The organism is Stenotrophomonas veracruzanensis, assembly GCF_032911525.1.
In the GTDB taxonomy this organism is placed as follows: Bacteria; Pseudomonadota; Gammaproteobacteria; order Xanthomonadales; family Xanthomonadaceae; genus Stenotrophomonas; species Stenotrophomonas africana.
This window is the reverse complement of the sequence record NZ_JAWJTI010000003.1, coordinates 65,023-89,768: the sequence shown is the minus strand read 5'-3', so window position 1 is coordinate 89,768 and position 24,746 is coordinate 65,023. Positions and strand designations below refer to the sequence as shown.

The 24,746-nt window shown below is 66.8% G+C and carries 23 protein-coding genes; 13 read left to right on the top strand and 10 right to left on the bottom strand.

Going from position 1 to position 24,746, the window contains the following annotated elements; translation table 11 throughout:
• Positions 1 to 36: 36 nt before the first annotated feature.
• The 3 genes from R1H25_RS03780 to R1H25_RS03770 are packed head-to-tail and all read left to right on the top strand — an operon-like array spanning position 37 to position 3,025.
• Positions 37 to 789, top strand: a complete 753-nt coding sequence (locus tag R1H25_RS03780; protein WP_057501696.1) for an SDR family NAD(P)-dependent oxidoreductase — start codon at positions 37 to 39, stop codon at positions 787 to 789.
• Between the two features lie 18 nt (positions 790 to 807).
• Positions 808 to 1,995, top strand: a complete 1,188-nt coding sequence (locus R1H25_RS03775) for a GDSL-type esterase/lipase family protein (RefSeq protein WP_317222765.1) — start codon at positions 808 to 810, stop codon at positions 1,993 to 1,995.
• Between the two features lie 10 nt (positions 1,996 to 2,005).
• A complete protein-coding gene (locus R1H25_RS03770) occupies positions 2,006 to 3,025 on the top strand; it encodes a sugar kinase (protein WP_317222764.1) in 1,020 nt (339 codons plus the stop codon).
• Between the two features lie 17 nt (positions 3,026 to 3,042).
• Here the strand turns inward: R1H25_RS03770 and R1H25_RS03765 are convergent, their stop codons facing one another.
• The 5 genes from R1H25_RS03765 to R1H25_RS03745 all read right to left on the bottom strand — a co-directional run bounded on the left by R1H25_RS03765 (position 3,043) and on the right by R1H25_RS03745 (position 11,978).
• The gene (locus R1H25_RS03765) at positions 3,043 to 3,900 is read right to left on the bottom strand and encodes a retropepsin-like aspartic protease (RefSeq protein WP_317222763.1); all 858 of its coding nucleotides are present in this window, start codon (positions 3,898 to 3,900) and stop codon (positions 3,043 to 3,045) included.
• Between the two features lie 162 nt (positions 3,901 to 4,062).
• Positions 4,063 to 5,514, bottom strand: coding sequence for a hypothetical protein (locus R1H25_RS03760; protein WP_317222762.1), 1,452 nt, complete (start codon positions 5,512 to 5,514; stop codon positions 4,063 to 4,065).
• 87 nt (positions 5,515 to 5,601) lie between these two features.
• The gene (locus R1H25_RS03755; protein ID WP_317222761.1) at positions 5,602 to 7,176 is read right to left on the bottom strand and encodes an alpha/beta fold hydrolase; all 1,575 of its coding nucleotides are present in this window, start codon (positions 7,174 to 7,176) and stop codon (positions 5,602 to 5,604) included.
• Positions 7,177 to 7,330: 154 nt separating this feature from the next.
• Positions 7,331 to 8,512, bottom strand: coding sequence for a YadA-like family protein (locus R1H25_RS03750; RefSeq protein ID WP_227199427.1), 1,182 nt, complete (start codon positions 8,510 to 8,512; stop codon positions 7,331 to 7,333).
• Between the two features lie 109 nt (positions 8,513 to 8,621).
• Positions 8,622 to 11,978, bottom strand: a complete 3,357-nt coding sequence (locus tag R1H25_RS03745; protein WP_317222760.1) for a S8 family serine peptidase — start codon at positions 11,976 to 11,978, stop codon at positions 8,622 to 8,624.
• A 338-nt stretch (positions 11,979 to 12,316) separates the two neighbouring features.
• Here R1H25_RS03745 and R1H25_RS03740 point away from each other — a divergent pair, with 338 nt between their 5' ends.
• The 3 genes from R1H25_RS03740 (at position 12,317) to R1H25_RS03730 (ending at position 15,449) form a co-directional block, all read left to right on the top strand.
• Positions 12,317 to 13,621, top strand: coding sequence for a hypothetical protein (locus R1H25_RS03740; protein ID WP_317222759.1), 1,305 nt, complete (start codon positions 12,317 to 12,319; stop codon positions 13,619 to 13,621).
• A gap of 288 nt (positions 13,622 to 13,909) precedes the next feature.
• Entirely contained in the window at positions 13,910 to 14,650 is a 741-nt protein-coding gene (locus R1H25_RS03735; protein ID WP_019337401.1) for a DNA/RNA non-specific endonuclease, read from the top strand.
• Positions 14,651 to 14,753: 103 nt separating this feature from the next.
• The gene (locus tag R1H25_RS03730; RefSeq protein ID WP_057499408.1) at positions 14,754 to 15,449 is read left to right on the top strand and encodes an HAD family phosphatase; all 696 of its coding nucleotides are present in this window, start codon (positions 14,754 to 14,756) and stop codon (positions 15,447 to 15,449) included.
• Positions 15,450 to 15,455: 6 nt separating this feature from the next.
• On the opposite strand, the gene R1H25_RS03725 is transcribed toward R1H25_RS03730, so the two are convergent.
• The 4 genes from R1H25_RS03725 to R1H25_RS03710 are packed head-to-tail and all read right to left on the bottom strand — an operon-like array spanning position 15,456 to position 17,503.
• On the bottom strand, positions 15,456 to 15,686 hold the full coding sequence (locus R1H25_RS03725; protein ID WP_088479267.1) for a hypothetical protein: 231 nt from the start codon (positions 15,684 to 15,686) through the stop codon (positions 15,456 to 15,458).
• Positions 15,683 to 16,108 carry a VOC family protein gene (locus R1H25_RS03720; RefSeq protein WP_317222758.1) on the bottom strand — a complete coding sequence of 142 codons (426 nt, stop codon included), beginning with the start codon at positions 16,106 to 16,108 and terminating at the stop codon, positions 15,683 to 15,685. The genes R1H25_RS03725 and R1H25_RS03720 overlap by 4 nt, the downstream gene beginning before the upstream one ends.
• Before the next feature lie 10 nt (positions 16,109 to 16,118).
• Positions 16,119 to 16,580: an AraC family transcriptional regulator gene (locus tag R1H25_RS03715; protein ID WP_317222757.1), complete on the bottom strand. Its 462-nt coding sequence runs from the start codon at positions 16,578 to 16,580 to the stop codon at positions 16,119 to 16,121.
• Positions 16,577 to 17,503: a LysR substrate-binding domain-containing protein gene (locus R1H25_RS03710; RefSeq protein WP_317222756.1), complete on the bottom strand. Its 927-nt coding sequence runs from the start codon at positions 17,501 to 17,503 to the stop codon at positions 16,577 to 16,579. Before R1H25_RS03710 ends, R1H25_RS03715 begins: the two co-directional genes overlap by 4 nt.
• Positions 17,504 to 17,594: 91 nt before the next feature.
• On the opposite strand from R1H25_RS03710, the gene R1H25_RS03705 reads away from it, so the two are divergent.
• The 4 genes from R1H25_RS03705 (at position 17,595) to R1H25_RS03690 (ending at position 20,415) form a co-directional block, all read left to right on the top strand.
• Positions 17,595 to 18,635 (top strand): hypothetical protein, encoded by a 1,041-nt coding sequence (locus R1H25_RS03705; protein WP_317222755.1) that lies wholly within the window; start codon positions 17,595 to 17,597, stop codon positions 18,633 to 18,635.
• Complete coding sequence (locus R1H25_RS03700) at positions 18,632 to 19,513, top strand: hypothetical protein (protein ID WP_317222754.1); 882 nt, start codon at positions 18,632 to 18,634, stop codon at positions 19,511 to 19,513. Before R1H25_RS03705 ends, R1H25_RS03700 begins: the two co-directional genes overlap by 4 nt.
• A gap of 67 nt (positions 19,514 to 19,580) precedes the next feature.
• On the top strand, positions 19,581 to 20,117 hold the full coding sequence (locus R1H25_RS03695; RefSeq protein WP_317222902.1) for a hypothetical protein: 537 nt from the start codon (positions 19,581 to 19,583) through the stop codon (positions 20,115 to 20,117).
• Entirely contained in the window at positions 20,110 to 20,415 is a 306-nt protein-coding gene (locus R1H25_RS03690; protein WP_317222753.1) for a hypothetical protein, read from the top strand. Before R1H25_RS03695 ends, R1H25_RS03690 begins: the two co-directional genes overlap by 8 nt.
• Here the strand turns inward: R1H25_RS03690 and R1H25_RS03685 are convergent, their stop codons facing one another.
• The gene (locus R1H25_RS03685) at positions 20,416 to 21,771 is read right to left on the bottom strand and encodes a sigma-54 dependent transcriptional regulator (RefSeq protein WP_317222752.1); all 1,356 of its coding nucleotides are present in this window, start codon (positions 21,769 to 21,771) and stop codon (positions 20,416 to 20,418) included.
• Between the two features lie 398 nt (positions 21,772 to 22,169).
• On the opposite strand from R1H25_RS03685, the gene R1H25_RS03680 reads away from it, so the two are divergent.
• The 3 genes from R1H25_RS03680 to R1H25_RS03670 are packed head-to-tail and all read left to right on the top strand — an operon-like array spanning position 22,170 to position 24,674.
• Positions 22,170 to 22,700 carry a hypothetical protein gene (locus tag R1H25_RS03680; RefSeq protein WP_317222751.1) on the top strand — a complete coding sequence of 177 codons (531 nt, stop codon included), beginning with the start codon at positions 22,170 to 22,172 and terminating at the stop codon, positions 22,698 to 22,700.
• A complete protein-coding gene (locus R1H25_RS03675) occupies positions 22,697 to 23,314 on the top strand; it encodes a hypothetical protein (protein WP_317222750.1) in 618 nt (205 codons plus the stop codon). Before R1H25_RS03680 ends, R1H25_RS03675 begins: the two co-directional genes overlap by 4 nt.
• A gap of 43 nt (positions 23,315 to 23,357) precedes the next feature.
• Positions 23,358 to 24,674, top strand: coding sequence for an adhesin (locus R1H25_RS03670; RefSeq protein WP_317222749.1), 1,317 nt, complete (start codon positions 23,358 to 23,360; stop codon positions 24,672 to 24,674).
• Positions 24,675 to 24,746 lie beyond the last annotated feature (72 nt).

Genomic DNA, 24,746 nt, shown 5'->3' with positions numbered 1-24,746 from the left:
CTCTTTCATTCCCCCGCAAACCAAGGAGTTTTCCGCATGTCGTTCCAGGACAAGGTGGCCATTGTCACCGGCGGCGGCCGCGATATCGGTCGCGCCGTCTCGATCAAGCTGGCTGCCGCCGGTGCACGTGTCTGCATCAACTACGCCAACGATGAAGCCAGTGCCCAGGAAACGCTGGCGCAGATCCAGGCGGCCGGTGGCCAGGCCATCGTGCATCGCGCCGACGTCACCGATGCCGCTGCCGTGGCCGGCCTGGTCGCTTCGGCACAGGCCGCGTTCGGCGAGCGCATTGACCTGCTGGTGAACGTGGCCGGTGGCATGGTGCAGCGTCGGCCGCTGGCCGAGATCGACCCGGCGTTCTTCCACACCGTGATGGACCTGAACCTGACCTCGACCTACCTGACCACGCACGCGGTGGTTCCGCACATGCGCGAAGGCGCGGCCATCGTCAACTTCGCTTCGCAGGCAGGGCGTGATGGTGGCGGCCCGGGCGCATCGATCTACGCCACCGCCAAGGCGGCGGTGATGACCTTCACCCGTGCCATGGCCAAGGAACTGGGGCCGAAGGGTATCCGGGTGAACGCGCTGTGCTGCGGCATGATCGCCACCCGCTTCCACGACGAATTCACCAAGCCGGAAGTGCGCACAGCGGTTGCCGGCGCCACCCCGCTGCGCCGCCAGGGTGCGCCGGACGAAGCCGCTGACGCCGCTGTATTCCTGGCCTCCGATGCGGCGGCGTTCATTACCGGTGCGAATCTGGACGTCAACGGCGGCACCTACTTCTCCTGACCTGAGCGGATACCTGCCATGCAGCGCTGGATCACCCTGCTTTCGCTGGCCTTCGGCGCTGCCGTGGCCGCCCCCGCCACCCAGGCTGCACCGGTCTGGGTCACTGCCTGGACCGCCTCGCCGGCGCCGGACCGCAAGGATGGCACCGCCGAGGCACCCGTACAGTTCGCGGCGCAGACCGTGCGCCAGGACATGCGTATCGGCAGCCGTGGTGATGCGCTGCGGCTGCGCATCAGCAACGAGCTCGGCACGTCGCCCTTGCGGGTCGAAGACCTGCGCGTAGGCTTGAAGAACGGCAAGGTTGCACCACTGCCGGTAACGGTGGATGGGCGCGCGGTCATCGAGGTGCCGGTGGGCGCCGCGCTGCTGAGCGACCCGGTGCCGATGCCCTTGGTGGCGCTGCAGGAAATCAGCGTGAGTGCGTATTTCCCGCAGCCCACCCGCCCCGCCGTGCGCCGCACCGAGCTTCGGGTAGCGGACGGCAGGCAGACAGCCGTTGCCGACAGCGTGCGCGTGGGCTACCGGCAGAACGTGTTCTCGGCAGTGATGGTGCGGCGCGCGGATCGCCCCCAGGTGATCGTGGCGCTGGGTGACTCCATCACGGAAGGCGCCACCGCCCGTCGCGGAACATTCAACCAGTGGCCGGAGCGATTGGCGCAGCGGCTGCAGCAGGCCTGCCCGAACCGGTTCGTGGTGCTCAACCAGGGCATCAGCGGCAACAAGCTGCTTGACCATGGCCGCAGCCACAGCGCCCTGTCACGATTGGATCGCGACGTGATCGCGGTGGCCGATGCCGATCAGGTGATCCTGTTCGAAGGCATCAACGACATCCGCCACGGAGGGGGTGCGCAGCCGCTGCCCGGGCGCAATGCGGCGGACATGCTGCTGGGCTATCAGCAGGTTGCGGCGCGGCTGCATGCGCACGGCATCCGCGCCTGGCTGGGTACGTTGACCCCATTCGGTGGTTCCGAGCGCTACGAGCCCGTGTCCGCAGCCACCCGCACCACGATCAACCAGTGGGCACGCGGCGGCAACAGCGGCTTCGATGGCATCATCGATTTCGATGCCGCGCTACGTGACCCGAAGGCAGCCGAATCGTTGCCCAATGACATCACCCGCGACCATCTGCATCCCAACGACGAGGGCTACCGCCGCATGGCCGATGCCATCGATCTGCGCATGCTGGGCTGCACCACCCCCGAGTGAGAGAGAACCGATGAGCCGCGTCGTTTGTTTCGGTGAGTTGCTGCTGCGCCTGGGCGCGCCCGGTCGTGAACTGCTGCTGCAGACGCCGCAGCTGCAGGTCCATGTAGGAGGCGCCGAGGCCAACGTTGCGGTCTCGCTGGCCTGCCTGGGCCACGATGTGCAGATGGTCAGCACGGTACCCGGCAACGCGCTGGGCCGGCATGCCGTGGCGGAGCTGCGGCGGCATGGCGTAGGCGTGGCCGGCGTGCGCGAAGTGGATCGCGACCGCATGGGCCTGTACTTCCTGGCGCCCGGCGCGGTGCACCGCGCCAGTGAAGTGGTGTATGACCGGGCGGGGTCTGCATTCGCAAACAGCAGCGCCGAGGATCATGCGTGGCCCGCTCTACTCTCCGGCGCGCAGCTGCTGCATGTCTCCGGCATCAGCCCGGCGCTGGGCGACAACGTGGCCGGGTCCGTGCTGGGGGCCGTGCGTGCGGCACGCGCGGCGCGCGTCCAGGTGTCCTTCGACGGCAATTACCGTCCCTCACTGTGGCGACGTTGGGGCGGCGACGCCGGGGCGATCCTGCGCGAAGTCTTCGCCGAGGCCGACATTGTCTTTGCCGATCATCGGGACATCGAACTGGTGCTGGGGCTGCACTTTCCGCAGGACGATGCCGTCGCCCGAACCGAAGCCGCTGCGGCCGCCGCCTTTGCCGCATTCCCGCATCTGCAGTGGTTGGCGTGCACTCAGCGCGATGTGGTGAGCGCTGACCATCACATCCTGGGCGCGCTGCTGCTCGGCCGCGACGGCTCGCGGGCGCAGGCACCACCGCGCCCGCTGCCCGGTATCGTTGATCGCATCGGGGGCGGCGATGCCTTTGCCGCCGGCATCCTGCACGGATTGCTGTCCGGGCTCGACGCAGAAAGCACCGTGCGCTTCGGACTGGCTGCGGGCGCGTTGAAGCACGCCATTCCCGGCGACTTCAGCCCGGTAGCTGAGGCGCAGGTGCTGGCCCTGCTGGGCAATGGAGGTGCGGATGTCCAGCGCTGAATGCCGAGCGCGCGCGGTCACCCCGCCGGGGTGGCGACGAAGCGACGGTTGGGACGCAGATAGATGCTGCCGGAACGGGCATCCAGCAGGATGTTGAACTGCTGCAGGACTTCGCTGCCAAGCGTCCCGTCGTCCGTGGAGCCATCGTCATCGACGGTGATCGAGGTTTTCGGCCCCTTCAGTTGCAGGGTCGAGATGCTGGCCACGGGCACGCGCACGTCCACCGCGCGGATCTTCCGGCCCGCGCTGCCGCTGAACTGTGATGTTCCAAGTCGTTCCGGAAACACTTCCTGCAGGCGGTGGGCGCTGCCGAAGGCATAGGACAGGTCGATGTTGCCGTTGCTGCCGGTGTCCAGGGTAAGCCAGGGTGTGAAAGTGCTGCTGCCGTTGCCGAGCGTGACCTGGATGGCCGGAATATTGTCAATCCAGCGCACGTTGGCCCGGACATACCCGGCAAGGTCGGGAACCTCGTCATGCAGACGCAGCAAGCTGCGGTCGTAGTCGATCTCCAGCACCTTGCCCTGGAAGAAGGTCCAGCCCAGTACCGCATCGAAGGGGCGCCCCGTGTAGTCGATCACCACGGCCCCCATCGGTCGCTGCACGCCGCCGATCCGCACGGCGTTGTGCGTGCTGTAGTCGAGAAGCGTGACGCCATCGGAACCGGTGTTCTCACTCTGGTCGTCAATGACCAGCTTCGCGTCCTGCTGGATGTGCCTGGCAACGGCCATGGCCGACGCGCCTGTATCGACGAGAAAGCGCAGCGGTCGCGAGCCGTTGATCGTACCCTCCACGTAGATCCGGTGATCCTTGCCCAGCTCGAAGGGAACTTCGGTGACCGCAGCACCTGCTGCGAAAGGCACCAGCATGATCAACATCGCGCATGGAAGCGCAGTACGAGGCAGTTCGCACATCCGAGAGCTCCTTCGGTCAGTAGAGCTGCAGCAGCGGTTGCCCGGCTCATTGCAGGTTGGATGCAACTGCCTGTGAAAAGGTTTAATGCGCCGGAACTGCTTCACCGGTACGCCACCAGGACGGGATCATCGTCCGGAGATCCACGCCTCAAGTGCTGCGGTGTCCCGCATGTCGCCGGTATAGCGATGATCGGGCACGTGCGGTTCGTTCGAACCACGCACCCGCCCCCGGAACACCTTCATCGGCACCGAAATCCTGGCCAGCCCGCTTGGCAGCCGCTCTGGCCGCACGTCCATGTAGAGACTGTCGGCCGATGTCTCGACGCCCACCTGCACCGCGCCCAACCGCTTCCACAGGTCCAGCGCATCCAGGCAGGCTGAACCACAGGCTGCATCGGCCACGATCACCACCCTGCCCTTGCGCAGCGGTGCGGCCGGGCCTGAGGTTGGTGCTGTATCTGCGCTGGCCTCGGATGGCTCGCGCCACAATGCCTCACCCCGGCCGCGTGCCTGTGCCATGCCCGCCGTCACCGACTCCAGCATGCGACGCAGCTCTGGCGACGCGTCGGGCGCCTGCACCAGCTTCTGCAGGAAGCTGCGCAACTGGGCGATGTTGGCCTCGGAGGTCCGCCACTCCACCCAGCTGGGATCGGGCAGCACGTCCACGGCGGCCCGGCCCCAGATCAATCGCGCCAGTTCGATGCTCCATTGCGAAGCCCCGCCGCTGTTGCCACGCACGTCCAGCACCACCGACGGTGCCTGCTGCAGGGCTTCGGCTTTCGGAGCAAGCTGCTCAAGCAGAGCGGTCAGTTCCTTGAAGTTCTGCTCCGTGGGATCGGCATTGAAGCTGCTGGTGGTGATCCAGTAGCCGCCATCGGGCATGATGTGCCAGCCGTTGGCCGGGCGGAAGCTGCGCCGGGTATCGGCCAGACGCTCCTTGCGCTGTGCCGCCTGCAGTGGCTGCCACTGCAGTGCGTAGGATTTCTCGTGTCCATCCACCTGGAAAACGCAGGTGCGCAGCGTGGGCACGAACGGATTGCCCTGATCCAGCAGCACTTCGCCACCACCATGGATGCGGCTGGCCAGCAGGTTCCAGCGCCCGCTGAAGTCACCCACCCGCCGTGCGGCCAACGTCTGCGCATCGATGCCATCACAGGAAAGCAATCGAGCCCCCAGCGGCGGATGGCCCGGACCACCGTCCACGGTCATGACCAACTGCGCATCGCCGTCGAAGCCGGTCAGGAACCCGGGCCATTGCGTTGGAACATCGGGAGCGCCGGCAAGCGCGTTGAGGCTGACATGCCCATCGTTGAAGAACGCCGCATAGCCCTTCATCGCCCACCAGTAGCCCTGATAGTTGGTGACCCGATTCGCGCGCGAGCGTGCAAGCGCCTGGGCCTCGTCGAGCTGCGCGCCGAACCCGGGATTCCGCAGATCCACCGCGCCCGGATGACTGCCACGCAGGGCGGCGTCGGCAGCGTCCAGATCCTTCAACAGCGTGTCCGGCCAATCGATCGGCGCACCTTTCGCGGTGGGTGCCGCGAGCACCGTACCGAGCAGCAGCCATGCAATGACCATGGATTCATCCGTTTGCCGGAACAAGCACGAGTCTCGCAGTTTTCCAGCCCGGTGTACCGCGCCCGCCGCAACGGGCGCGGCCACACATCAATGCAGCGGCACTTTCAGCACCGACGGCGCATTGGCTGGCGAGCTGAAGGTCACCGCCCCACCCAGCTGGCTGATGCCCGCATAGCGCAGGTCCACGGTATCGACCACCAGGGTCAGGCGGCTGCCGGCTGGAAGGTTCCAGCTGCTCGCTTCCAGCCGAAGGTCGAGCGTTTTCGCCTGGCCCGGCGTGGCACCGCGCAAGGTGTACGGCTTGTGGCTGATCAACTGACCATTGCCCAGCACATCCTCGGCGTACAGGTAGGCGTACAGCGTGGTGTTGGCACGGCTGGGCGTGACCGTCAGGCGCACTTCCGGCGCACCGTCCAGGCGTTTGGCGCTCCACTGGATCGGGCCCTGCCAGACACCGGCGGCACTGCGGCCAACAAACGGTACGTAGGCACCCGGCGGCAGGTTGATCATCTGCAGCGCGCCAGAGGCCATCGCCACGCCGGAATTGGCCGCAGTCAGCAAACCGCTGCCGATGCGGTAGTTCCAGCCGGTGCCGCCACCGTGCTCGGCCAGGCCGCCGGTCGGCAGCAGCAAACCAGAGGGTGCGGTCAGGCCGTAGCTGACCGCACCCTTGCTGGTCGCCTGCCAGTCCGGGTAACTGCTCCAGCTGCCCTTCTGTGACTTCAGCTGCACCGCCGGCTGGCGGTCGATGCCGTTGGCCACTGCCTTCAGATAGTGATCGAACCAGTCACCCACCTGGTCATAGACTTCGTTGGGAATGCCCAGTGCACCGAGCGCTTCGTTAAGCGCGTGGTCACCGTGGCGCAGCTGCAGCTGCTTCGGGCCTTTCAGCCGGTTGAAGAAATCAACCAGCTGGCCCGGCGGGAACAGGCTGTCGTTGAAGGCGTTGGCCAGGAACACCGCCGGCTGGTTGGCGTTGATCTCGTCGATGCTGGCCGCGGGACTGCGCTGCGCCGCCACCGGCAACAGCGAATCCACCGCGCCCTGGTAGTTGCCGGCCAGAACATTGCGGTTGATCGTGGCCAGCTCCGCGCCAGGGCGTCCGGTCACCAGGCCGGCCGCAACCAGCAGTGCGATGCCCTGCGCGCTCGGGGTGTCGTTGCTGTACAGCGAGGCCTGCAGATCGGCCCAGCCACTGAGCGCGGCCACGGCCTTGATGCGCGGATCGCGTGCCGCCGCCAGCAGGCTGGTGCCCGCACCGTAGGAGATGCCCGAAACGCCGATCCGGTCCGGGTCAGCGCGGGTGTTGTCCAGCGCCCAGTCGATCAGCGCGCTGACATCCTCCACCGTGGAGGGCCCGGCGATGTCGATGCTGCCGCCGGATTCCCAGAAGCCACGCGAGCTGTAGCTGATCACCACATAGCCGCGCTGTGCCAGCGACTGCGCCACCCCCACGTACTCCACGCTGGGCACCGCCCAGCTGCTGGGCATCACCAGCAGCGGATAGCGCCCGCCGCCCGCATCCTGCGGTTCGATGACGAAGGCCCCGAGAGGCGTTCCATCCCAGCCGGCAATGGTGCGATGGGTGGTCTTGACCGTCGCGGCCCAGGCAGTGGGCGCCAGGCCGGTCAGCAGGATCAACAGCAGCAATACCATGCGCATCGTCGTCTCTCCCCGTCGGTGGTGGTGCAACGGGTTGGACCGTACCAGTGCGAATGGTGGGTGGCACCTTGCGACGCAGCATGACGTTTGCTGCACGTTCGCAGCGCTTGTTGGCTGAACAGGGGGCGCTGCACGCCCCCTGCCCTGCATTGCGCTACAGGTCTACGCCGAAGCCCATGCCGGCAGACCTCTCGCCATTGCTGAAGGCACCACCCAGCGAGAAGGAAGCACGCTCGCCGATCCGTTTACCGTATCCGATCGACAGCGCCTGCTCGCCGCCCTGGAAGCCGGCACCCACCGCAATGCGACCGCGCGGGCTCTGTGAGCCGGCGGCGTTGATGGCCATGTTCAACATCGCCGAGCTCATCGCGCCCATGCGATCGATCCGCTGGTCCTGATGACGCAGGCGGCGTTCCATCTCCTGCTTCAGCCCGTTGTTGTCCAGCGCGAACTGCGCCAGGCGCTGGTCGGTGTAGGCATTGGCCGTCGTCACCGCCTGCGCGGACTTCGTATCGGTATAGGAGTTGGCCGAGGAGAGCGTGGTTGCGCTGCTGGCATCGGTATAGGCCTTTGAGGTCGTCACTGCCGCGGCGCTGCTCGCGTCGGTGTAGGCGTTGACGGAGTTGATGGTCGCCGTGGCCCGCGCATCGGCATAGCTGTTGGCCGAAGTCAGCGTATTGGCGTTGGCGGTATTCATCTGATTGAGGTTCACCGCATCGGTGCCCTGCGTGGCGGCGGCCACGTTGGTCAACTGGCGTTCGTTGCCGGCGCTGCCTACCGATACCGAGTTGGCACGGTCGGCGACGGAGCCATTGCCCAGTGCAACGCTGTCGTTTGCAGAAGCGATGGCACCATTGCCCACGGCACTGCTGTTGTTGCCACTGGCTTCGGACAAGCTGCCGAGCGCGGTGCTGTTTTCGCCTGTGGCGTTGCTGCCAGCGCCTGACGCGGTGGAGAACGAGCCCGTTGCGGAGCTGCCCGAGCCACTGGCACTGCTGAAGTCACCACTGGCGGTGGCGCTGTCGCCGATCGCCGCACTGTTGGCGCCGGAGGCGGAAGCACCCACGCCCACGGCGGCGCTCTGGTCGCCAGAGGCGCTGCTGGCTGCGCCGATCGCCGTACTGCCGGTGCCGCTGGCACTGGCGCCGGTTCCGACGGCCGCCGATAGATCACCGCTGGCATCGGCACCACTGCCGCACGCCAGCGAGGCGGCACCACCGGCGCTGGCGCCACCGTTGGACACGCCGCCGAAGCCATCGTCCAGCTGGCAGGTATCACCGGCCCACGCCGGTGCGGTTGCCATGGCCAGTGCCACGGCAAGGATGTGCTTGTGCATCGTCTTCACGGTACCCCCGAGGTCCATCAGGAAGGGTTCCCGGCAAGCGCCGGAAACGGTGGGAAACCGGCCGCCCCTGCACAGGGGCGGCCGGGATGCTGCAGGCGCCTTACGGCGTTACGGTCAAGGCGACACGGACAGCAGTCTTCGGCGTGCTCGGGTCATTGCTGCCGACACAGACGAAGCCCGAATAGCTGCCCGGCGCGAGGCCGCTGGCATTGATCTGCACCTGCGTGCTCTGGCTGCCGCCTGCGGAGATGCGGCCCAGGGCACGGGTCGGTGTACCGATCCAGCCGGCACCGCACGCATTGCTTCCGCCCAGCCCATAGGCCAGCCCTGGGGCGCCGGTGGTGGCGGACCAGGCGCCACTGCCATCCGGGTTGATGATCGCGCTGCGGTACACGCTGTCGCCGCCGGTGGCGTTGAACCAGAACCAGCTGGTAGCCAGCGGCGCGCGCACCGAGACCACCAGCCAGTAGCGGCCCGCCGGCAGGTTCACGTTCTGGCCTGCAGCGGCCAGGTCAAGGTTGATGGTGGCCAGCGTGGCCGACGTTCTTACGCCCGGACCGCTGACGGTGGAGGTGTAGCTCCACAGCGCCAGCTGCGGGCTCGATTCCGGATTGCCCTCCGGATTGCCGCCAACATCCCGGTAGATCGACCAGTTGATGTTGGTCGAAGTTGCCAGCGAGCCACCGTTGACGAAGCCGTCAGCGACGATGCGGGTAATGCCGGTGGCCTCGCCCAGAGTGAAGTCATCGGCACCAAGCTGTGCACGTGCACCCACTGTCGCCGCATCGGTGAAGCGCGTCGAGCGACGGCCATTGGCGTTGTTTGGCGCCTGCGCTACCAGCGTGCGGGTGCCCACTCCGGAATTGTCGATCTGCCATTCCAGCGGTGAGCCGCCGGTATTGGCGATCTGCAGGTTCACCGTTCCACTGCCACCGGCCGGCAGGGTCAGCGAGTTCGTCGGCGGCGTGGCGGCGATCTGCGGCGGCGGCACCGACACGGCGATCGGCAGGCGCAGCAGCGGCTGGCTGGTATCACCGCCCTGCGGTGAGAGGGTGAGCCTGGCAAAGCGCCAGCTGCCATCGTTCGGTACCGAACCGGTGGTGACGATGACCCGCACCGACTTGCTTTCACCCGGCGCCAGGGTAAACACCGATGGCGAGACAACCGCGGTCAGGCCCTGCACCTTCGCCGTCCACGTCTGCCGGGTCGGCAGCACATTGCGGAACACGCGGGTGAAGCTGCAGCTGTCCGGGCAGCTGCGCTTGCCGAGGCTGGCGATGTTGAGCGACGACACTTCACCGCCATTGGCTGGATTGGCGGCCAGGAAGTTGGTCTTGGTCTCGTTGAGCACCAGCCCTGCGCGCAGTGCCTGGTCCACCTGGATGCGTCCAGCGCCCATCGCGAATGCGTCGGCAGGTGTGACGCCATCTTCCTTCAGCACCTCCTGCCGCGCGGTCATCATCAGCGCGGAGCGTGTCTCCTGCACGGTCCAGTCAGGACGCGCCTGGCGCAGGAGCGCGGCGGCACCGGCGTGATGCGGAGATGCCATCGAGGTGCCGTCCATCAGGCCGACGGCGTTCTCCGAGCCGGTCACCTCATTGCCTGCGATCACGGCCAGCACACGCACACCCGGGGCGGTCACGTCCGGCTTGACCAGATCAAAGATCCCCGCCGGGCCGCGCGAACTGAAGTCGCCCAGCACATCCGGCGTATTGCTGATCTTGCTGGCCGGATAGGCAATGCCGGCGGTTGCGTTGTTGCCAACGCTCGACGCAAAGGTCCGCAGTGCATTGGCGTCCGACTGGTCGATGGCGAAGGCGGGAATGGTCGCCCCGGCCACGTTGGGCAGGATGGGGGCCGGCTGGTTGTTGCCGATCAGCACGGCGATCGCACCCGCTGCAGCGGCGTTGTTGACCTTGTCGCTGAAGTTGCACGAGCCACGGCGGATCACCGCAACGGCGCCCTGGAAGGTATTGGCCGGGAACGGCGCGCACCCATCGTTGACACTGTCGATACCTGCACTGACACGCAGCGGCGTGGTTGCAGGAATCGGCGTTGCGAACGGCACGCCGCCCGAGCCTTCGGTCAGCAGGATGGCAGTGAGCGCCGGCGGCACGCTGCCGGGGCCGCTGACCGCAGCGAACAGCACGATGTCGCCGCGACCATGCGTGGCCGCCGCAGTGCTGCCGGTCCAGGGTTCCAGATGGCCCATCGTGTTCGGACCTGGGCCGGAGTTGCCGGCCGAAGTGGCCACGTAGATGCCGGCATCGGATGCGTTGAGGAACGCCAGCGAGACCGCCTCTCCCCACGGCGCGGTGCCACCGGCAATGGAGTAATTGATGACGTCGACCACGCCATCGGCGAGGGCCTGGTTGACCGCTGCCAGCGTCGAGGTATTCGGGCAGAAGCCGCGCCCGGTGGAGACCTCGGTGTAGCAGGCGTCGTAGGCGATGATGTTGGCGCGCGGCGCAACACCGGAAATGTGGATCTGGTTGCCACGGTAGGACGCAGTGTGCGGGTTGCCGGCGGCGGTGGAAGCGGTATGGCTGCCATGACCGTTGGTGTCACCAAATCCAGGCTCCTCGCGTACGTCCGCAACGCCACACTGGTTGCCCGGCGCGCCGCAGACGAAGTCGTAGCCGCCGATCAGCTTGCTGTTGCAGCGACCTTCGTCGATGCCGCCCGGCGCGCAGGTACCGAGGTAGTTGCCGGCGCCCAGCGGATTGACGTGCTCGTAACCATCTTCGGCGCGGGCGGTGAAGGCCGGGCTGCCGAAGTTGATGCCCGAGTCGATGACGCCGACCACCACACCTTCGCCACGGAACGGCGCAGGTGTGCCGTTCCACAGCGCAGGTGCGCCGATCAACCCCGGTCCGACGTCGGTGTCCTGCTCATACTCCCTGTACTCTTCAACCAGTTGCACATCAGGAAGTGCGCGCACGCGCTCCGCTTCCTGCGGATTCATCTGCAGCACCGATGCGTTGATCGCATGCTGCATGCGCCGTTCTACCTTCACGCTGCGACCCAATGCTGCATTGATGCGGGCCTCGTGCTGTACCTGGCGGTCAGCGAGAAAGCGCACATAGTCCTGCGAGCGTGCCCCCCTTACAGAGATGCGCGGTGTCGGCGCATTGCCGGTGGCTGCCGCTGCACGCGCGGCGCTGGCGGATGGGCGCATGCGTTCCGGTGCCGCGAGGCCCTGGATGTCGCCCTTGTAGGTGGCCAGCGGCTCCTCGCGGTAGACCACGATGTAGCGGTTGGAGAGCTCGGCGAAGCCGCTGCCCGGACCGCGTGTCGCAGGCCCGGACGGATTGCCGGCGCGCGCGTCCACCGAGGGATTGCCGGTCTTTGACTGGGCACCGGTACTGCGTATGCCCACGGCAGCGGCGGCCAGTGCGGCACCCGCCACCAGGGTCAGTGCAACCCATTTGCTTCGTTTGATCCATGCATTGCGCATCGAATACCCCCTTTCATTGAAAGCCCGAGATGCACGCCGGCGTCAACGCCGGCGCTGTGATGTCTGGTGCTTCAATTGCGGGTGCGGCGCGTAGTCCCCGACGCCTTGCACCCCGCTGCGCCCCGGCAGCAGAATCGACACTACCTCAAAATTTGACGCGGCGCACAGTTTTTCGTGACAGCTGCAAGACAGAGATCAGTACGCGAAAGTATGGATGTGCGCCTGCATGGCGTAGCCATGGCCCAGGCCGCCGAAGCGGCAACGCGTTCGTTGCCCGTCGTTGAAGGACAACGGTGTCCAGTGCTATGACTGCCTGCGCCCATCAACGCACGGATGCCATGGATATTTTCCGCACTGCACTGATTGCCGGTGTTGCCTGTGCAGCAGGACCGGCATGGTCCGCTGAATCACCGATCGCAGACGCCGACGCGCGCGGAATCTTCATCGAGGCACAGCACCTGTGCCAGGCCGATGGCGGCCAGCTGTGGGGGCAATCCCTGTGCGGGCCGCTGATGCTGGTCGATCCGAAGAGCCGCCAGGTCACCGCCTCGCATGCGGATGTACACGGCGCGTTGAAGGCGCGTGGCGAGGTGTTTGTGGGCCAGCTTCCGCCCGATGCGATCGTTGCCAACACCGCCGTGGAATGGTCCGGCATACGCTGGACGCAACTGCTCTGGCCATTGCCGCAGGACGTGTCCAGGCGCAGTACGCTGCTGGCTCACGAAATGTTCCATCGGTTGCAACCGGCGTTGCCCATCACCGCCCCGACCGAAGGCGGCAACGAGCACCTCGACACACTTGAAGGACGCTACTGGCTGCAGCTGGAATGGCGCGCGCTTGCGGATGCGCTCACGGCCACCGATGCAATGGCGCAGCACACTGCGGTGAACGACGCACTCGCATTCCGCGCCGAGCGCCACCGCCAGTTCCCCGCGGCAGCGCAGGAAGAAGCGGCGCTGGAATTGAACGAGGGCCTGGCCGAGTACACCGGCGTGTTCGTCGGCAACCCAACGCGCTCCACACGTATCCAGGCGGCGCTGCATGACCTTCGCGCGCACGTTGTCGATCGCAGTTTCGTCCGCTCTTTCGCCTATGCCACCGGTCCGGCCTATGGCCTGCTGCTGGACCAGGCGGCCCCCGGCTGGCGCAACCATCTCGCCCACCCCGCCCGGGACCTCGGCACGCATCTGGCCGAAGTGACCCGGACCCCGATGCAGCGGGGTGCGACCGAGCTGCGGGCCGCTGCTGCGCGCTACGGCGGACAGGCACTGCGCGACGCCGAAACGCTGCGCGAACGGCAGCGCCTTGCGCAGCTGGAACACAACCATGCGCGCTTCGTGACAGGCCCGGTCGTGCGGTTGGATCTGCGCAGCATGCGCATCCAGTTCAATCCCAACACGATGCAGCCGTTGCCGGGCCGTGGAACGGTATATCCAACGATGCGGCTGACCGATACCTGGGGCAGCCTGGACGTCACCGACGGAGCGTTGATGCAGAGCGACTGGAAGGCCGTGTTCGTGCAGGCACCCGCAACTGCCGACCCGCCGCTACAGGGTCCAGGGTGGTCGCTGAGTCTGAAACCAGGATGGTTGCTGGTACCGGGAACACGCAACGGCGATTACGTGCTGAAGGCGAACCCCTGACAACACCCGCAGGCATCGCGGTGCTCTAGCACGCGAGCGTTTCAGCCACGCCCTGCTCCATTTGACACATCTCCAGCGCTTGCGCGCTGTCACAGCTTCGTCTTTTCATCGTTGACCGAAAGACGACAGCTTGTGACGCTTACGGCACCGCACGGCCTCCACGGGCCTGTCATCGCGGCCACGTCTCACCGCAATCCGTAGCACCCGTCTCCGCAACGTCCCCCATGACTTCGCCTCGGCGCGGTCGTGGCGGACGGCTGCGCCCTGAACTTCTGCTGGAGAACCGCAATGCGCCTTGCAAGCCTCTTCTTCGCATTCGTCCTCAGTGCCTTCGCTGGCGCTGCCCAGGCCCAGGTCGTCACCCTCAACAAGGGCGGCTTCGTGCTCACCTACGACTGCAGCATCCACAGCGCCACCCGCTACGAGTACACGCTCACCGCCGACACCGGCTCGGCCGCGCGCCCGTCCAGCTTCTACAAGGATCCGGACCTGCCGGCAGGCTGCCTCGGCCAGACCAGCACCGCCTCCTACGCCAGCATCAAGTCCGGCTATGACCGTGGCCATCTGGTCACGTCCAATCACATGGACTACAACGCGACCTACATCCGCCGCGCCAACTACATGACCAACATCGTTCCGCAGGTGTCCAGCTTCAACCAGGGCATCTGGGTGAAGGCAGAGAACGTGGCCGAGTGCTACCGAGACATCGCGCCAGTGGATGTCTATGGCGGCGTGGTCTACGGCGACGCCTCCAACGACTACTTCCTTTCCAGCCACGGCATCCCGACACCGGAGTTCTTCTGGAAGACCATCATCACCCGTGACCCGAACACCGGCACGGCCAAGGCGATCAGCTGGATCATTCCCAACGAAGCCAATCTCGGCAGCCTCGACAGCTACCTGGTGACCATCGCCGATCTGGAGGAGCTGCTGGGTGCGAGCTACGTCGCGATCAACGCACCGGCCTCGCTGAAGAACATGCTGCCGGCCAGCACCTGGCCGCAGCCGGCGGGTTGTGACCTGGGCTGACCGGCCTGCCGGGAATGGGGGCACCCGGACCGGGTGCCACGCAAGGATGGCTGTGGGAAAATGGCGGGCAATTGCACCACCGCATTGCCCCCTGGAGCTGTAGATGTCCCGTTTCCCCTTCGATGCCGTGCTGTTCGACTGCGACGGCGTACTCGTCGATTCCGAGCCACTGGTCGCCCGCGTTCTCTCGGAAATGCTGACCGCACGCGGCTGGCCGCTGACCCCTGCGCAGGCGGGTGAAGTCTTCCTCGGCCAGTCCGTGGCCCATCTGGCTGGCCTGATCGCAGAGCGCACCGGCAAGCCGTTCACCGAGGAATGGCTTGAAGAATTCCGCCAGCAGCGCAACCGGGCACTGGAACGTGACCTTGAAGCGATCCAGGGGGCGCCCGAGGCCGTGCGTGCGATCGCTGCGGCCACCGGCGGCCGGATCGCCTGCGCCTCCGGCGCCGATCTGCTCAAGGTGAAGCTGCAGCTGGGCAAAGTCGGCATCCTCGATGCCTTCGGCCCCCATGTGTTCAGTGGCCAGGACATGCCGCGCACCAAGCCGCACCCGGACGTGTACCTGGCTGCAGCTGCAGCGCTGGGCGTCGACCCGACGCGCTGTGCAGTGATCGAGGACACCGTCACCGGCGCCACTGCGGGCGTTGCCGCAGGCGCCACCGTGTTCGGCTTCAGTGAGGGTGGCCCGCACCACAGTACGCCCGAAGCCCTGCGCGCTGCCGGTGCAAAGGTAATTTTCCAGCGCATGGACCAGCTGCCGGGCCTGCTTGCCGCCTACGCGGTGGACGCCGTCGCCTGACCCTGCTCAGCCCGCAGTGCCCAGTGCGGCGCTGCGGCGCTTTCCGGCGTAGTGCAGCGCGAACAGGTACAGGCCGGTGAACAGTTGCAGGAACAGCGGCGGCAGCGGCGAATAGGTGATCCACGCCGCAGGCTGGCCCTGCCCGAGCCCGCGCGCCACGAAGTTGGCGATCACCGCCAGGGTGAATACGATCGAGGTCCAACGATGCACGGGCCGTGCCCAGCCACCGCGGCTCATTGCCGGCGCCTCGCCTCGGAACGGGCTTCAATCATCTTCCAGCCATTGCCTGATGGATCGCGGAATCCAGCGTCGATCGCGCCATAGCGCTCGATCGGCTCCTGGGTGAATTCCACGCCCTGTGCCAGCCATTGCGTGTAGCACGCCTGGCAGTCATCCACGGCCAGCACCAGGGGCGGCATTGCGCCTTTGGCCACCAGCTGCTGCAGCGAAAGCGCGGTAGCGGCATCGTGGGTGGGCGGGCCTGGCACGAACAGGCCCAGCTGGAAACCGTCCTGGCCCGGGCTGCGTACGGTCAGCCATCGGTAGCTGCCATTGCGTACGTCGGTATGCACTTCGAAGCCGAGCTTGCCGACGTAGAACGCCAGCGCCTCATCCTGGTCGCGCACATACAGGCCGACCGTGTTCACAGTGTTGGTCATGGGACCTCCCTCAGGTGGGGTCCACGTTAGCAACCGCCTCGTGGCGGCGCTTCTCCAAAACTGCGCTCTTCAGGTCCGGTCGCTGCGCGGCACGTACGTGGCATTCCGGCACGCAGGCCGACGCCGCCTGGCCTGCACGCTCACGCTCACGCACATTGCCCGGGCTGTCGCCGGTGATGTCACGGAAGATGCGGCCAAAGGTGCCCAGGCTGCTCCACCCGGTCTGCGCGGCGATTTCGGTGACCGGCAGGTCGGTGTCACGCAACATCGCCACGGCCCGTTCAATGCGCCGGCTGAGGAGATAGCGGTGCGGTGGCAGCCCGAAGGCCTGCTTGAACGAGCGGGCGAAGTGCGCCGGCGACACCGCACTGACCTCGGCCAGGCGCGCGACCGGCCATTCCTCATGGCTGGCGCGGTCCATCCGGTCCTTGGCACGCAGCAGGCGCCGCAGCAGTTCGGGGCTCTGGTTCATGGCACCACCGCCTGGGCCAGATAGTGGCGTGCCGCATGCCGCGCCTCAGCGGCCTGCTCGACCAGCCAGTCACGCAATGCAATGACCTTGGCACTGCCATTTCGCGCCGTAGGTGCCACGAACCAGAAGCTGCGGCCGTCACCGGCCACACCCGGATGCGCCTGCACCAGCCGCCCGCTGTCCAGCTCCGCCTGGAACAGGATCGGCGAACCCATGGCGATGCCTTGCCCGGCGATCGCGGCGCCGACATCCAGATGCTCGACGGCAAAGGGCGTGACGAAGCTCTCCGGTGCCGGCGGTGGAATGTGCCCGTGCGCGGCAAACCACAGGGCCCACCAGTCCGGTCGCCCGAGCAGGGGAATCTCCAGCGCGGCGCTGCCCAGCCCACGCGCCGCCGGCAGCAGCGCTGGCGCGCACAACGGGGCAAAAATGCTGGGGAACAACGGCGTGGCCTGCAGCCCAGGCCACTCACCATACCCGTTGCGGATGGCAGCATCGAAGTGACCGGCGGCCAGATCCTGCGGCGCTGCCGACAGGTCCAGTTCCAGCACGAACTGGCGGTGGCGGGCGCGGAACGTGCCCAGCCGCGGCGTCAGCCAACTGGTGCCCAGCGTCGGCAGCACGGACAGGCGCAGTCGCGCCGCATCCATCTCAGCGGCGCGCATGAAGCTGGCGCGCAGTGCATCGAATGCGCGGGTGGCCTCCTGCGCGACGCTGGCACCCGTCACCGTCAGTTCCACGTGCTGTGCGTGGCGCAGGAACAGGCAGGTGCCGGTCTGGGCCTCCAGCCGCCGCACGTGGTAGCTCACCGATGCCGCGCTGGTGTCTAGCTCCTCGGCGGCACGCGCGAAGCTGCCCAGCCGCGCCGCCGCCTCGAAGGCACGGATGGCGGCAAGCGATGGCAGCTGGCGTTGGGTGACCATAAGTGTGACTTAGCCTGAGCCCCGATATCTGCGTGGTCAATCCCCCTCCTGTCCGCAACGATGGAGGCACTTTCGACAAGGGATCACGCACATGGATCGACGGGAGTTCCTGGCCACCCTGGCCGCCGCGGCGGCGTCCACTGCCCTGCCCTCCGGGTGGGCCCTGCCCAGCCACAGCGAAGACTGGAAATGGTTGCAGGGCAACTGGCAGGTCCGGCACCGACGCCTGAAGGAGCGCCTGGTCGGCGATACCCGTTGGGAGTCCTTCACCGGTTCCAGCGCGGTCTGGCTCACCCTGGGAGGACTCGGCACCATCGATGACAACGTCATGGCGCTGCCTTCGGGCGCCTACAGGGGCCTGGGCGTGCGTGCATTCGATCCGGTGTCTTCCACGTGGTCGATCTGGTGGATCGATGGCCGCAACCCGGCCCATATCGAAGCCCCTGTGCGCGGCGCGTTCAAGGGCGATGCCGGCAGCTTCCGCGGCACCGACCGGATCGACGGGCGCCCCATCGAGGTCTGGTTCCGTTGGCATGACATCCACGGCGAGGAGCCGTGGTGGGAACAGGCGTTCTCCGACGATGCCGGTGCGCACTGGGAAGTGAACTGGCGCAACTGGTTCCGCCGCACTGCTGCGCTCCCCTCTTCGCTTCCGAAGCTGCCGGATGCACCGGGCGATTTTGATTTCCTGGTGGGCCATTGGAATGTGCGCCATCGTCGCCTGCGCGCTCGGTTGGCAGGCAGCGATGCGTGGGACGCGTTCAACGGCACCCTGCACAACTGGCCGGTCCTGGGAGGATTCGGCAACGTGGGTGACAACCTGATGGACATGCCTGGAGCGCCGCTGCGCGGCATGGGCATCCGCGCCTGGAATGCGGCGGAGCAGCACTGGCTGAGCTGGTGGCTGGATGGCCGGGAGCCGACCCGGATCGGCGCGCCACTGCGCGGTGGTTTCCAGGCCGGTGTCGGCCGCTTCTTCGGCGAAGACCAGCACGACGGTCGATCAATCCAGACGCGGGTGATCTGGTCACGCATCACCCCGCGTTCGGCGCGCTGGGAACAGGCGGCCTCGGCCGATGGTGGGCGCAGCTGGGAAACCAACTGGGTCAGCGACTTCGAGCGACAGGCATGAAGGCGCTGCTGGCCGTGATGCTGCTGGTTGCTGCGTCGCCTGCCGCGTCTCCATCAAGGGTGCTGCAGATCGTCGGCCCGGCCGAACGCTTTGCCCCGGACGTTGCATCCACGCAGTACGACGAGATTCGACTGACCTTGAGCCCGGACGGAAAAACCGCACTGTGGTTCAGCCGCAACCGGCCCGGCGGTCCGGGTGGGTATGACATCTGGATCTCGCGCAACGATGGGCAGCGCTGGCGGCCGGCGATGCCGGTGCCGTTCAACACGCCGGGGCGCGACTTCGATCCCGCCTTTTCCGCCGATGGCCGCGTGGTGTATTTCTGTTCGGATCGTGCAGGCGGCCAGGGCGGCGACGATCTGTATCGGGTCAGCATGGGAAGCGACGGTCGATTCGGGGACCCGGTCAATCTTGGCCCGGCAGTGAACAGCGCGGCCGATGAATTCGCGCCGATGCTCTCGCCGGACGCAGCCACGCTGCTGTTCTCCAGCGATCGCGCAGGCGGTGCGGGTGGCCATGACCTCTACGTCGCAGCGATGGTCCGTGGCAGGGCGCAGCCGGCACGGCCGCTGCCGGGAGACCTCAATACCGCAGCGCAGGAGTTCGATGCCACCTTCCTGGGCGACGGCCGGACGCTGGTGTTTGCCCGCGCTCTGGACTTCGGCAGTGCACCGGTGCGCCAGTTCATTGCTTACGAGCGTGGAGGCCGCTATGACGCGGGCCATGCATTGCCCTCGCCCATGAACGAAGCCTCCGGCGACAGCTACGGCGCGATGCTGGATGGCTCTCAACCCGACACCTTGACCTATTCGGCGCGGCGCGCGGACGGTGCAGGGTTGGACCTGTATCGCGTCCGCTACCGCATGCAGCGCCCTTGAAGTCGGATGTTGTCGATATTCGGCGCCCCGGTTCGTCAAGAGGATGAAACCCCAGGAGAAAACGCAGATGGCCTCCCATCAATCCCTTGCCTGCGCCTGCGGCCAGGTGCGCCTGACCGCCACCGGCAGTCCTATCGCCACCGTCGAATGCTGCTGCGACAGCTGCCGCAGGGCCGGCGCCATGCTGCAGTCAATGCCCCGGGCACCGGCCGTACTGGGCCCGCACGGCCAGACGCTCTTCGTAATGCACCGCAAGGATCGCGTCAGCATCGATGCCGGGCATGCCATGCTGCGCGCGTTGCGGTTGTCCAGCAGGGGCGGCAGCCGCCGCGTCGTGGCGGGATGCTGCAATACACCACTCTTCCTGGAGTTCAGCGGCGGCCATTGGCTGAGCCTGTATGGCCTGTTGTGGCCGGCATCGGCAAGACCCGCCGTGGAAATGCGGACGATGGTCAGTGATCTTCCTGATGCGTCTGTCCTTCCCGACGATGTGCCGAACCTGGGGACCCGGTCGCTGCGGTTCTATGCCCGGTTGATGAAGGCGTGGGTCGCCATGGGCTTCCGCAGCCCACGCATCGAAGTCGCGGGAGATACCCATGTCTGAGCCCGAGCGGATCGAGATCGAGAGCATCACCACGCCCGGGCACATCCATCGCGTGGATCGTGCCAAGTATCTCGCCATGCGCCATGCCTTGCTGCGGGCCCTGCCTGCGCAACCGCCCGGCCTGACCATTGCGCAGGCAAAACAGGCACTGCTGCCACATCTTCCCGCCGCCCTGTTCCCGGCAGGTGCCACCGCCGGTTGGTGGTTGAAGGCCGTGCAGCTGGACCTGGAAGCCAAGGGCGTGATCGAGCGCGTCGCGGGCAAGCCGTTGCGCCTGTTCAAGCACCTGGCCGGTTGATCAGCGCTGCGCAGGCAGCTCCAACCGGTGCTTGCGGCACAGGCGATACACCGTCACCCGCGATATCTGCATCTGCCGCGCGCACTCGGAGACGTTGTAGCCGGTCTGGCGCAGGGTCTGCAGCAGCACATCGCGCTCGGCCTGCCCCCGTGCATCGTGCAGCATCGCCGCGGGCAGGGCCGCCGCCGATGCGCCCAGTTCCAGGTCACGCTCGCTGATCAGCTCGCCTTCGGCCATGATCGCTGCACGCTGCACACGGTTCAGCAGTTCGCGTACGTTGCCGGGCCAGTCGAAGCGCCGCATCGCCTGCAGCGCCACTGGCGAGAAACCACGTGCGCGCACGCTGTGGCGCAGCCGGAAGCAGCGCAGGAAGTGCTCGGCCAACAGCTGCACGTCGGCACCGCGCTCACGCAGCGGTGGCATCAGCAGGCGCAGCACGTTCAGACGGTAATAGAGATCGCTGCGGAACCGCCCCTGCGCCACCGCGTGTTCCAGTTCGACGTGGGTCGCGGCAAGTACACGCACGTCTGCGCGCAGCGACTGGCTGCTGCCCACGCGCTCGAAGGTTCCCTCCTGCAGCACGCGCAGCAGACTGGTCTGTGCTTCCGCCGGCAGATCGCCCACTTCATCAAGAAACACCGTTCCGCCGTGCGCCGATTCGAACACACCGATCTGCCGCTTGTCGGCACCGGTGAACGAGCCACGTTCGTGGCCGAACAGCTCCGACTGCACCAGGTTGGCGGGAATCGCACCGCAGTTAACCGCAATGAAAGGCCTGCCGGCGCGCCCCGACAGCGCATGCAGCGCGTGTGCGGCCAGCTCCTTGCCTGTACCGGTTTCACCGGTGACCAGCACCGGAAGCTCCACCGGCGCAAACTTGTGCAGCACCGTGCGCACCGCATGCAGCGCAGGACTTTCTCCAATCAGGGCACGTGGTCCCTGCCCACCGCAGGCCTCATCGATCGAAGGATCATCCGCATCGAACTGCTGGCGCATCGCGCAGACCAGCTCCTGCAGCCCGAATGGCAGGGTGAACCTCCCCTGGCAGCGCGCCAGCAGCGGCAACCACACCGGAGGTACAACACCTGCACCGGGTGGAAGCACCGCCAACCAGGGTAGATGCAGATGCTGCTCCATCCAGGAGGTGAGCAGCTGCAATGCCATTGAATCCAAATGGCGCAGATCGAGTACGGCGAGCAATCGATCGCGCCCACGCAGGCCAATCGCCATGGCGGGATCGGGATGGATGCTGCGCACATACCAGCCCGCTGCCGCCAGCGCACTGCGTTCGTTCGCCAACGGCTCGCCAAACCAGAGCACGCAACGTGACGTAGAAGCCTCCGGGACCGCTGCCATGCTTCCCCCAGCATCCGGACACCGTCGGCGGACTGTCAGGCAAATCACCGGCGTGCCGCCCTCCCGCCGGGACCTCTACGGCCGCCTGGGCGGCCTTTGTTGGGCGGATCCTAGCGCTTCCCTAAACGGCGACGCAATGAGCAGTGCGTCAAGGAATTCGAGGCTGAAGCGGCACCGTTGCAGACGGCGACGCCACCTGTAACACCGATGCGACAGTCGCCCGCCGCCCTTGCCCTGCGGTGCCTGGGGCTTCGAAATCCCAACAATTCCGCGACGTGCCTGTAACAGCGTGGCAGCAGCCCGGTCAGGTACCACATGGTCCCAACGTTGGCGGGTGGGCAATTAGAAGTTGGCACGGTTGATGCGTGGTTCCGCCGCACCCATCGCGGGAGATCGGCATGGACGGCACCACCCTGATTCGCGGCCTGGCCGCAGCGCTGGCAATAGCCCTGCTGTCGGTTGGCGCCGACGCCTCCGCATCGGGCGCCCGCCAGGGCGTGAAGGCACAACCGGGCGAAATCGTCCTGCTGAGGGACGTCTCGGCGCGGCCGGCCTATCGCATGGCACCGCCGGGCATGGCGCTGATTGCCGACCCGAAGCCAGAGCGCGAGCTCGCCACCGCATTGGGCGCCGGCGGCACGAAAACCGGCATGGACGAGTTGAGCGATGAGGACTATGCCGGCATGGGTGCCGGCCAGGCAGCGTCCACCGCGGCGCCGGGTGGAACCACCGTTGAACGCGTCACCCAGCAGGCCCTGGGCGGGACGCTTGGCCGCGGTGGTGATGGCATGGTCGGCAGCAACCTGGGGGGCGCCATGAGCGGTCCGCTCGGTGCGGTCGGCAGCAGCACCCGCGGTATCGCCGATACCATGCGCGGCGCACTGGCCCAGTTCCCCCTGCAGGGCACGGCCCCGGCAGGTGGAAAATGAAGGCCCTGCACGGGTTGCTTCTGCTGCTCGCTGCTGCACCCTGGGCGACGCGGGCCGATGACTACAGCGGCATGCTCGCCTATCTCGACGTGGCCCGCATCGACGGCCACGCACTGGCCGGGGCGAATGGCGCCATCGCCGTGAACCAGGCCGCCGGCGACCTAAACGTGCAGGCCAACCTGCGGGGTATCGCCAAGGGCGATCGCGCCGACGTGGCAATCAACACGCGGCAACTGCAGCAGGGCAACCGCGTGCTGTCCGGGCCGCTGCAGGCCACTGCATTCGTTGGCGGTGACGTACTGGCCGGTGCCAGTGGCATCGCATCCATCAACCAGGCCAGCGGCATCGCCAACACGACGCGCAACGTCGTCAGTGCGACGCTGGCCCGACAGGGCATACGCGAAACCGACGATACGGCCTTGGCCGCCGAAGGTTCCGCGTTGGCAGGGGGGCGGGACGACACCGGTCGCGGCGTCGCGACGGGCACCCGCAGCACCGGTGTAGCCAGCACCGCACTGCGGGGATTCGACGGGGTCCTGCAACTCAATCAGATCGCGGGCAACGGCAATGACACGGCCAACGTACTGGGCCTGGTCGTGCAGGACCGCCCGTGACAACCACCCAACCGATGCACCACCTGATGAGAGAGAGGGCACCATGAAAGCGACCGTCAAACAGACCATGCTCGCCATGGCGATTGCCACTGCCTCGACCGCCGCTGCGGCCAATGGCTGGGACAACCAGAACGCCAACGCGAACATCAACCACAACCACACCGTCAGCGAAACCCGCAACGACACGCACAACCACACCGACAACGACGTGCGCAACCGCACCGTCAACGTCAATGTGCAGAAGCACAGCAACATCCAGGCCGACGAGCGCAAGGAAAAGAACAACCACGGCGTCGACGTGAACCTGGAGAAGGACCTGCGGCTGAGCACCGACATCAATTTCTCCGGCGACCCGAACATCACCGGCGACATCGACCTCGACTCTGCGGCCATTGCCGTGATCGACAACCGCCAGTCGATCAGCAACAACGCCACCAGCAACAGCCTGGTCACCAACAGTGCGTCCATCGGTGGCAGCGTGGGTGCCGGCGCATCGGGCAATCTCGGCTTCAACGTGGTATCGGGCGACAACAATGCCCAGGACAATGCTGCGTCGCTGTCCGCGGCCGATGCGTCCTTCAGCTTCGGCATGGCCGACGCCGAGGTGTTCGTCAACCAGGCTGGCTTCGGCAATGCCACCATGAACTCCGGCGTCACCAACGCCGCAGGCCTGGGCGGCAACGCCTTCGGCGGCGCGTCCGGCAACATCGGCGTGAACATCGCCTCTGGCAACAACAACGAGCAGAAGAACGCGCTCGCGGCCTCGGTAGCGACCACGGCGGTGGCGCAGTCGAGCATCAGCTCCAACCAGGTCTCCACCGGCAACACGGTCAGCAACGCCGGCTTCGTGCAGTCCTACACCGATACCGTGCAGGTCGGCATGCATGGCGGCGTCAGCGGCCTGACCCTGGCCTATGGCGCAGGCACCTACCGCGGCACGGGCAACGCCTACCAGATGGCCAATTACTACCTGGACACCTGGAATGGCGAGCTGCCGCACCCGGGTGGCAACAGCACCGGCCACATCGACCTGGACAACCAGATCCAGAACGCCACGATGAACCCGAACCGGCCGGGGGTAGGCGGCCTGGGCTTCGATACGCGTGAGAGTGGCACCAGCCAGTTCGTCGAACTGGGCGTGGCCGACCTGTATGCCAGCCTCAGCGGCACGGTCAGCACCACGCGCTGGGTGAACGTCAACGCCACGAACACCTCGGCATTGTCGGGCAGCGCCTTCTCCGGTGCCTCCGGCAACATCGGCGTGAACGTGGCTTCCGGCACCGGCAACCTGCAGGCCAACAGCCTTGCCCTGGCAGTGGCCCAGCCCAGCACCGGCGGTGGTGGTGGCAGCGGCGAGTAAGCGCAACACCCCGGCCGTCCGCCAATGGCCGGGTTCCCGGGAGCCCCTGTTCCTCCTCCCCCTTGGGACAGG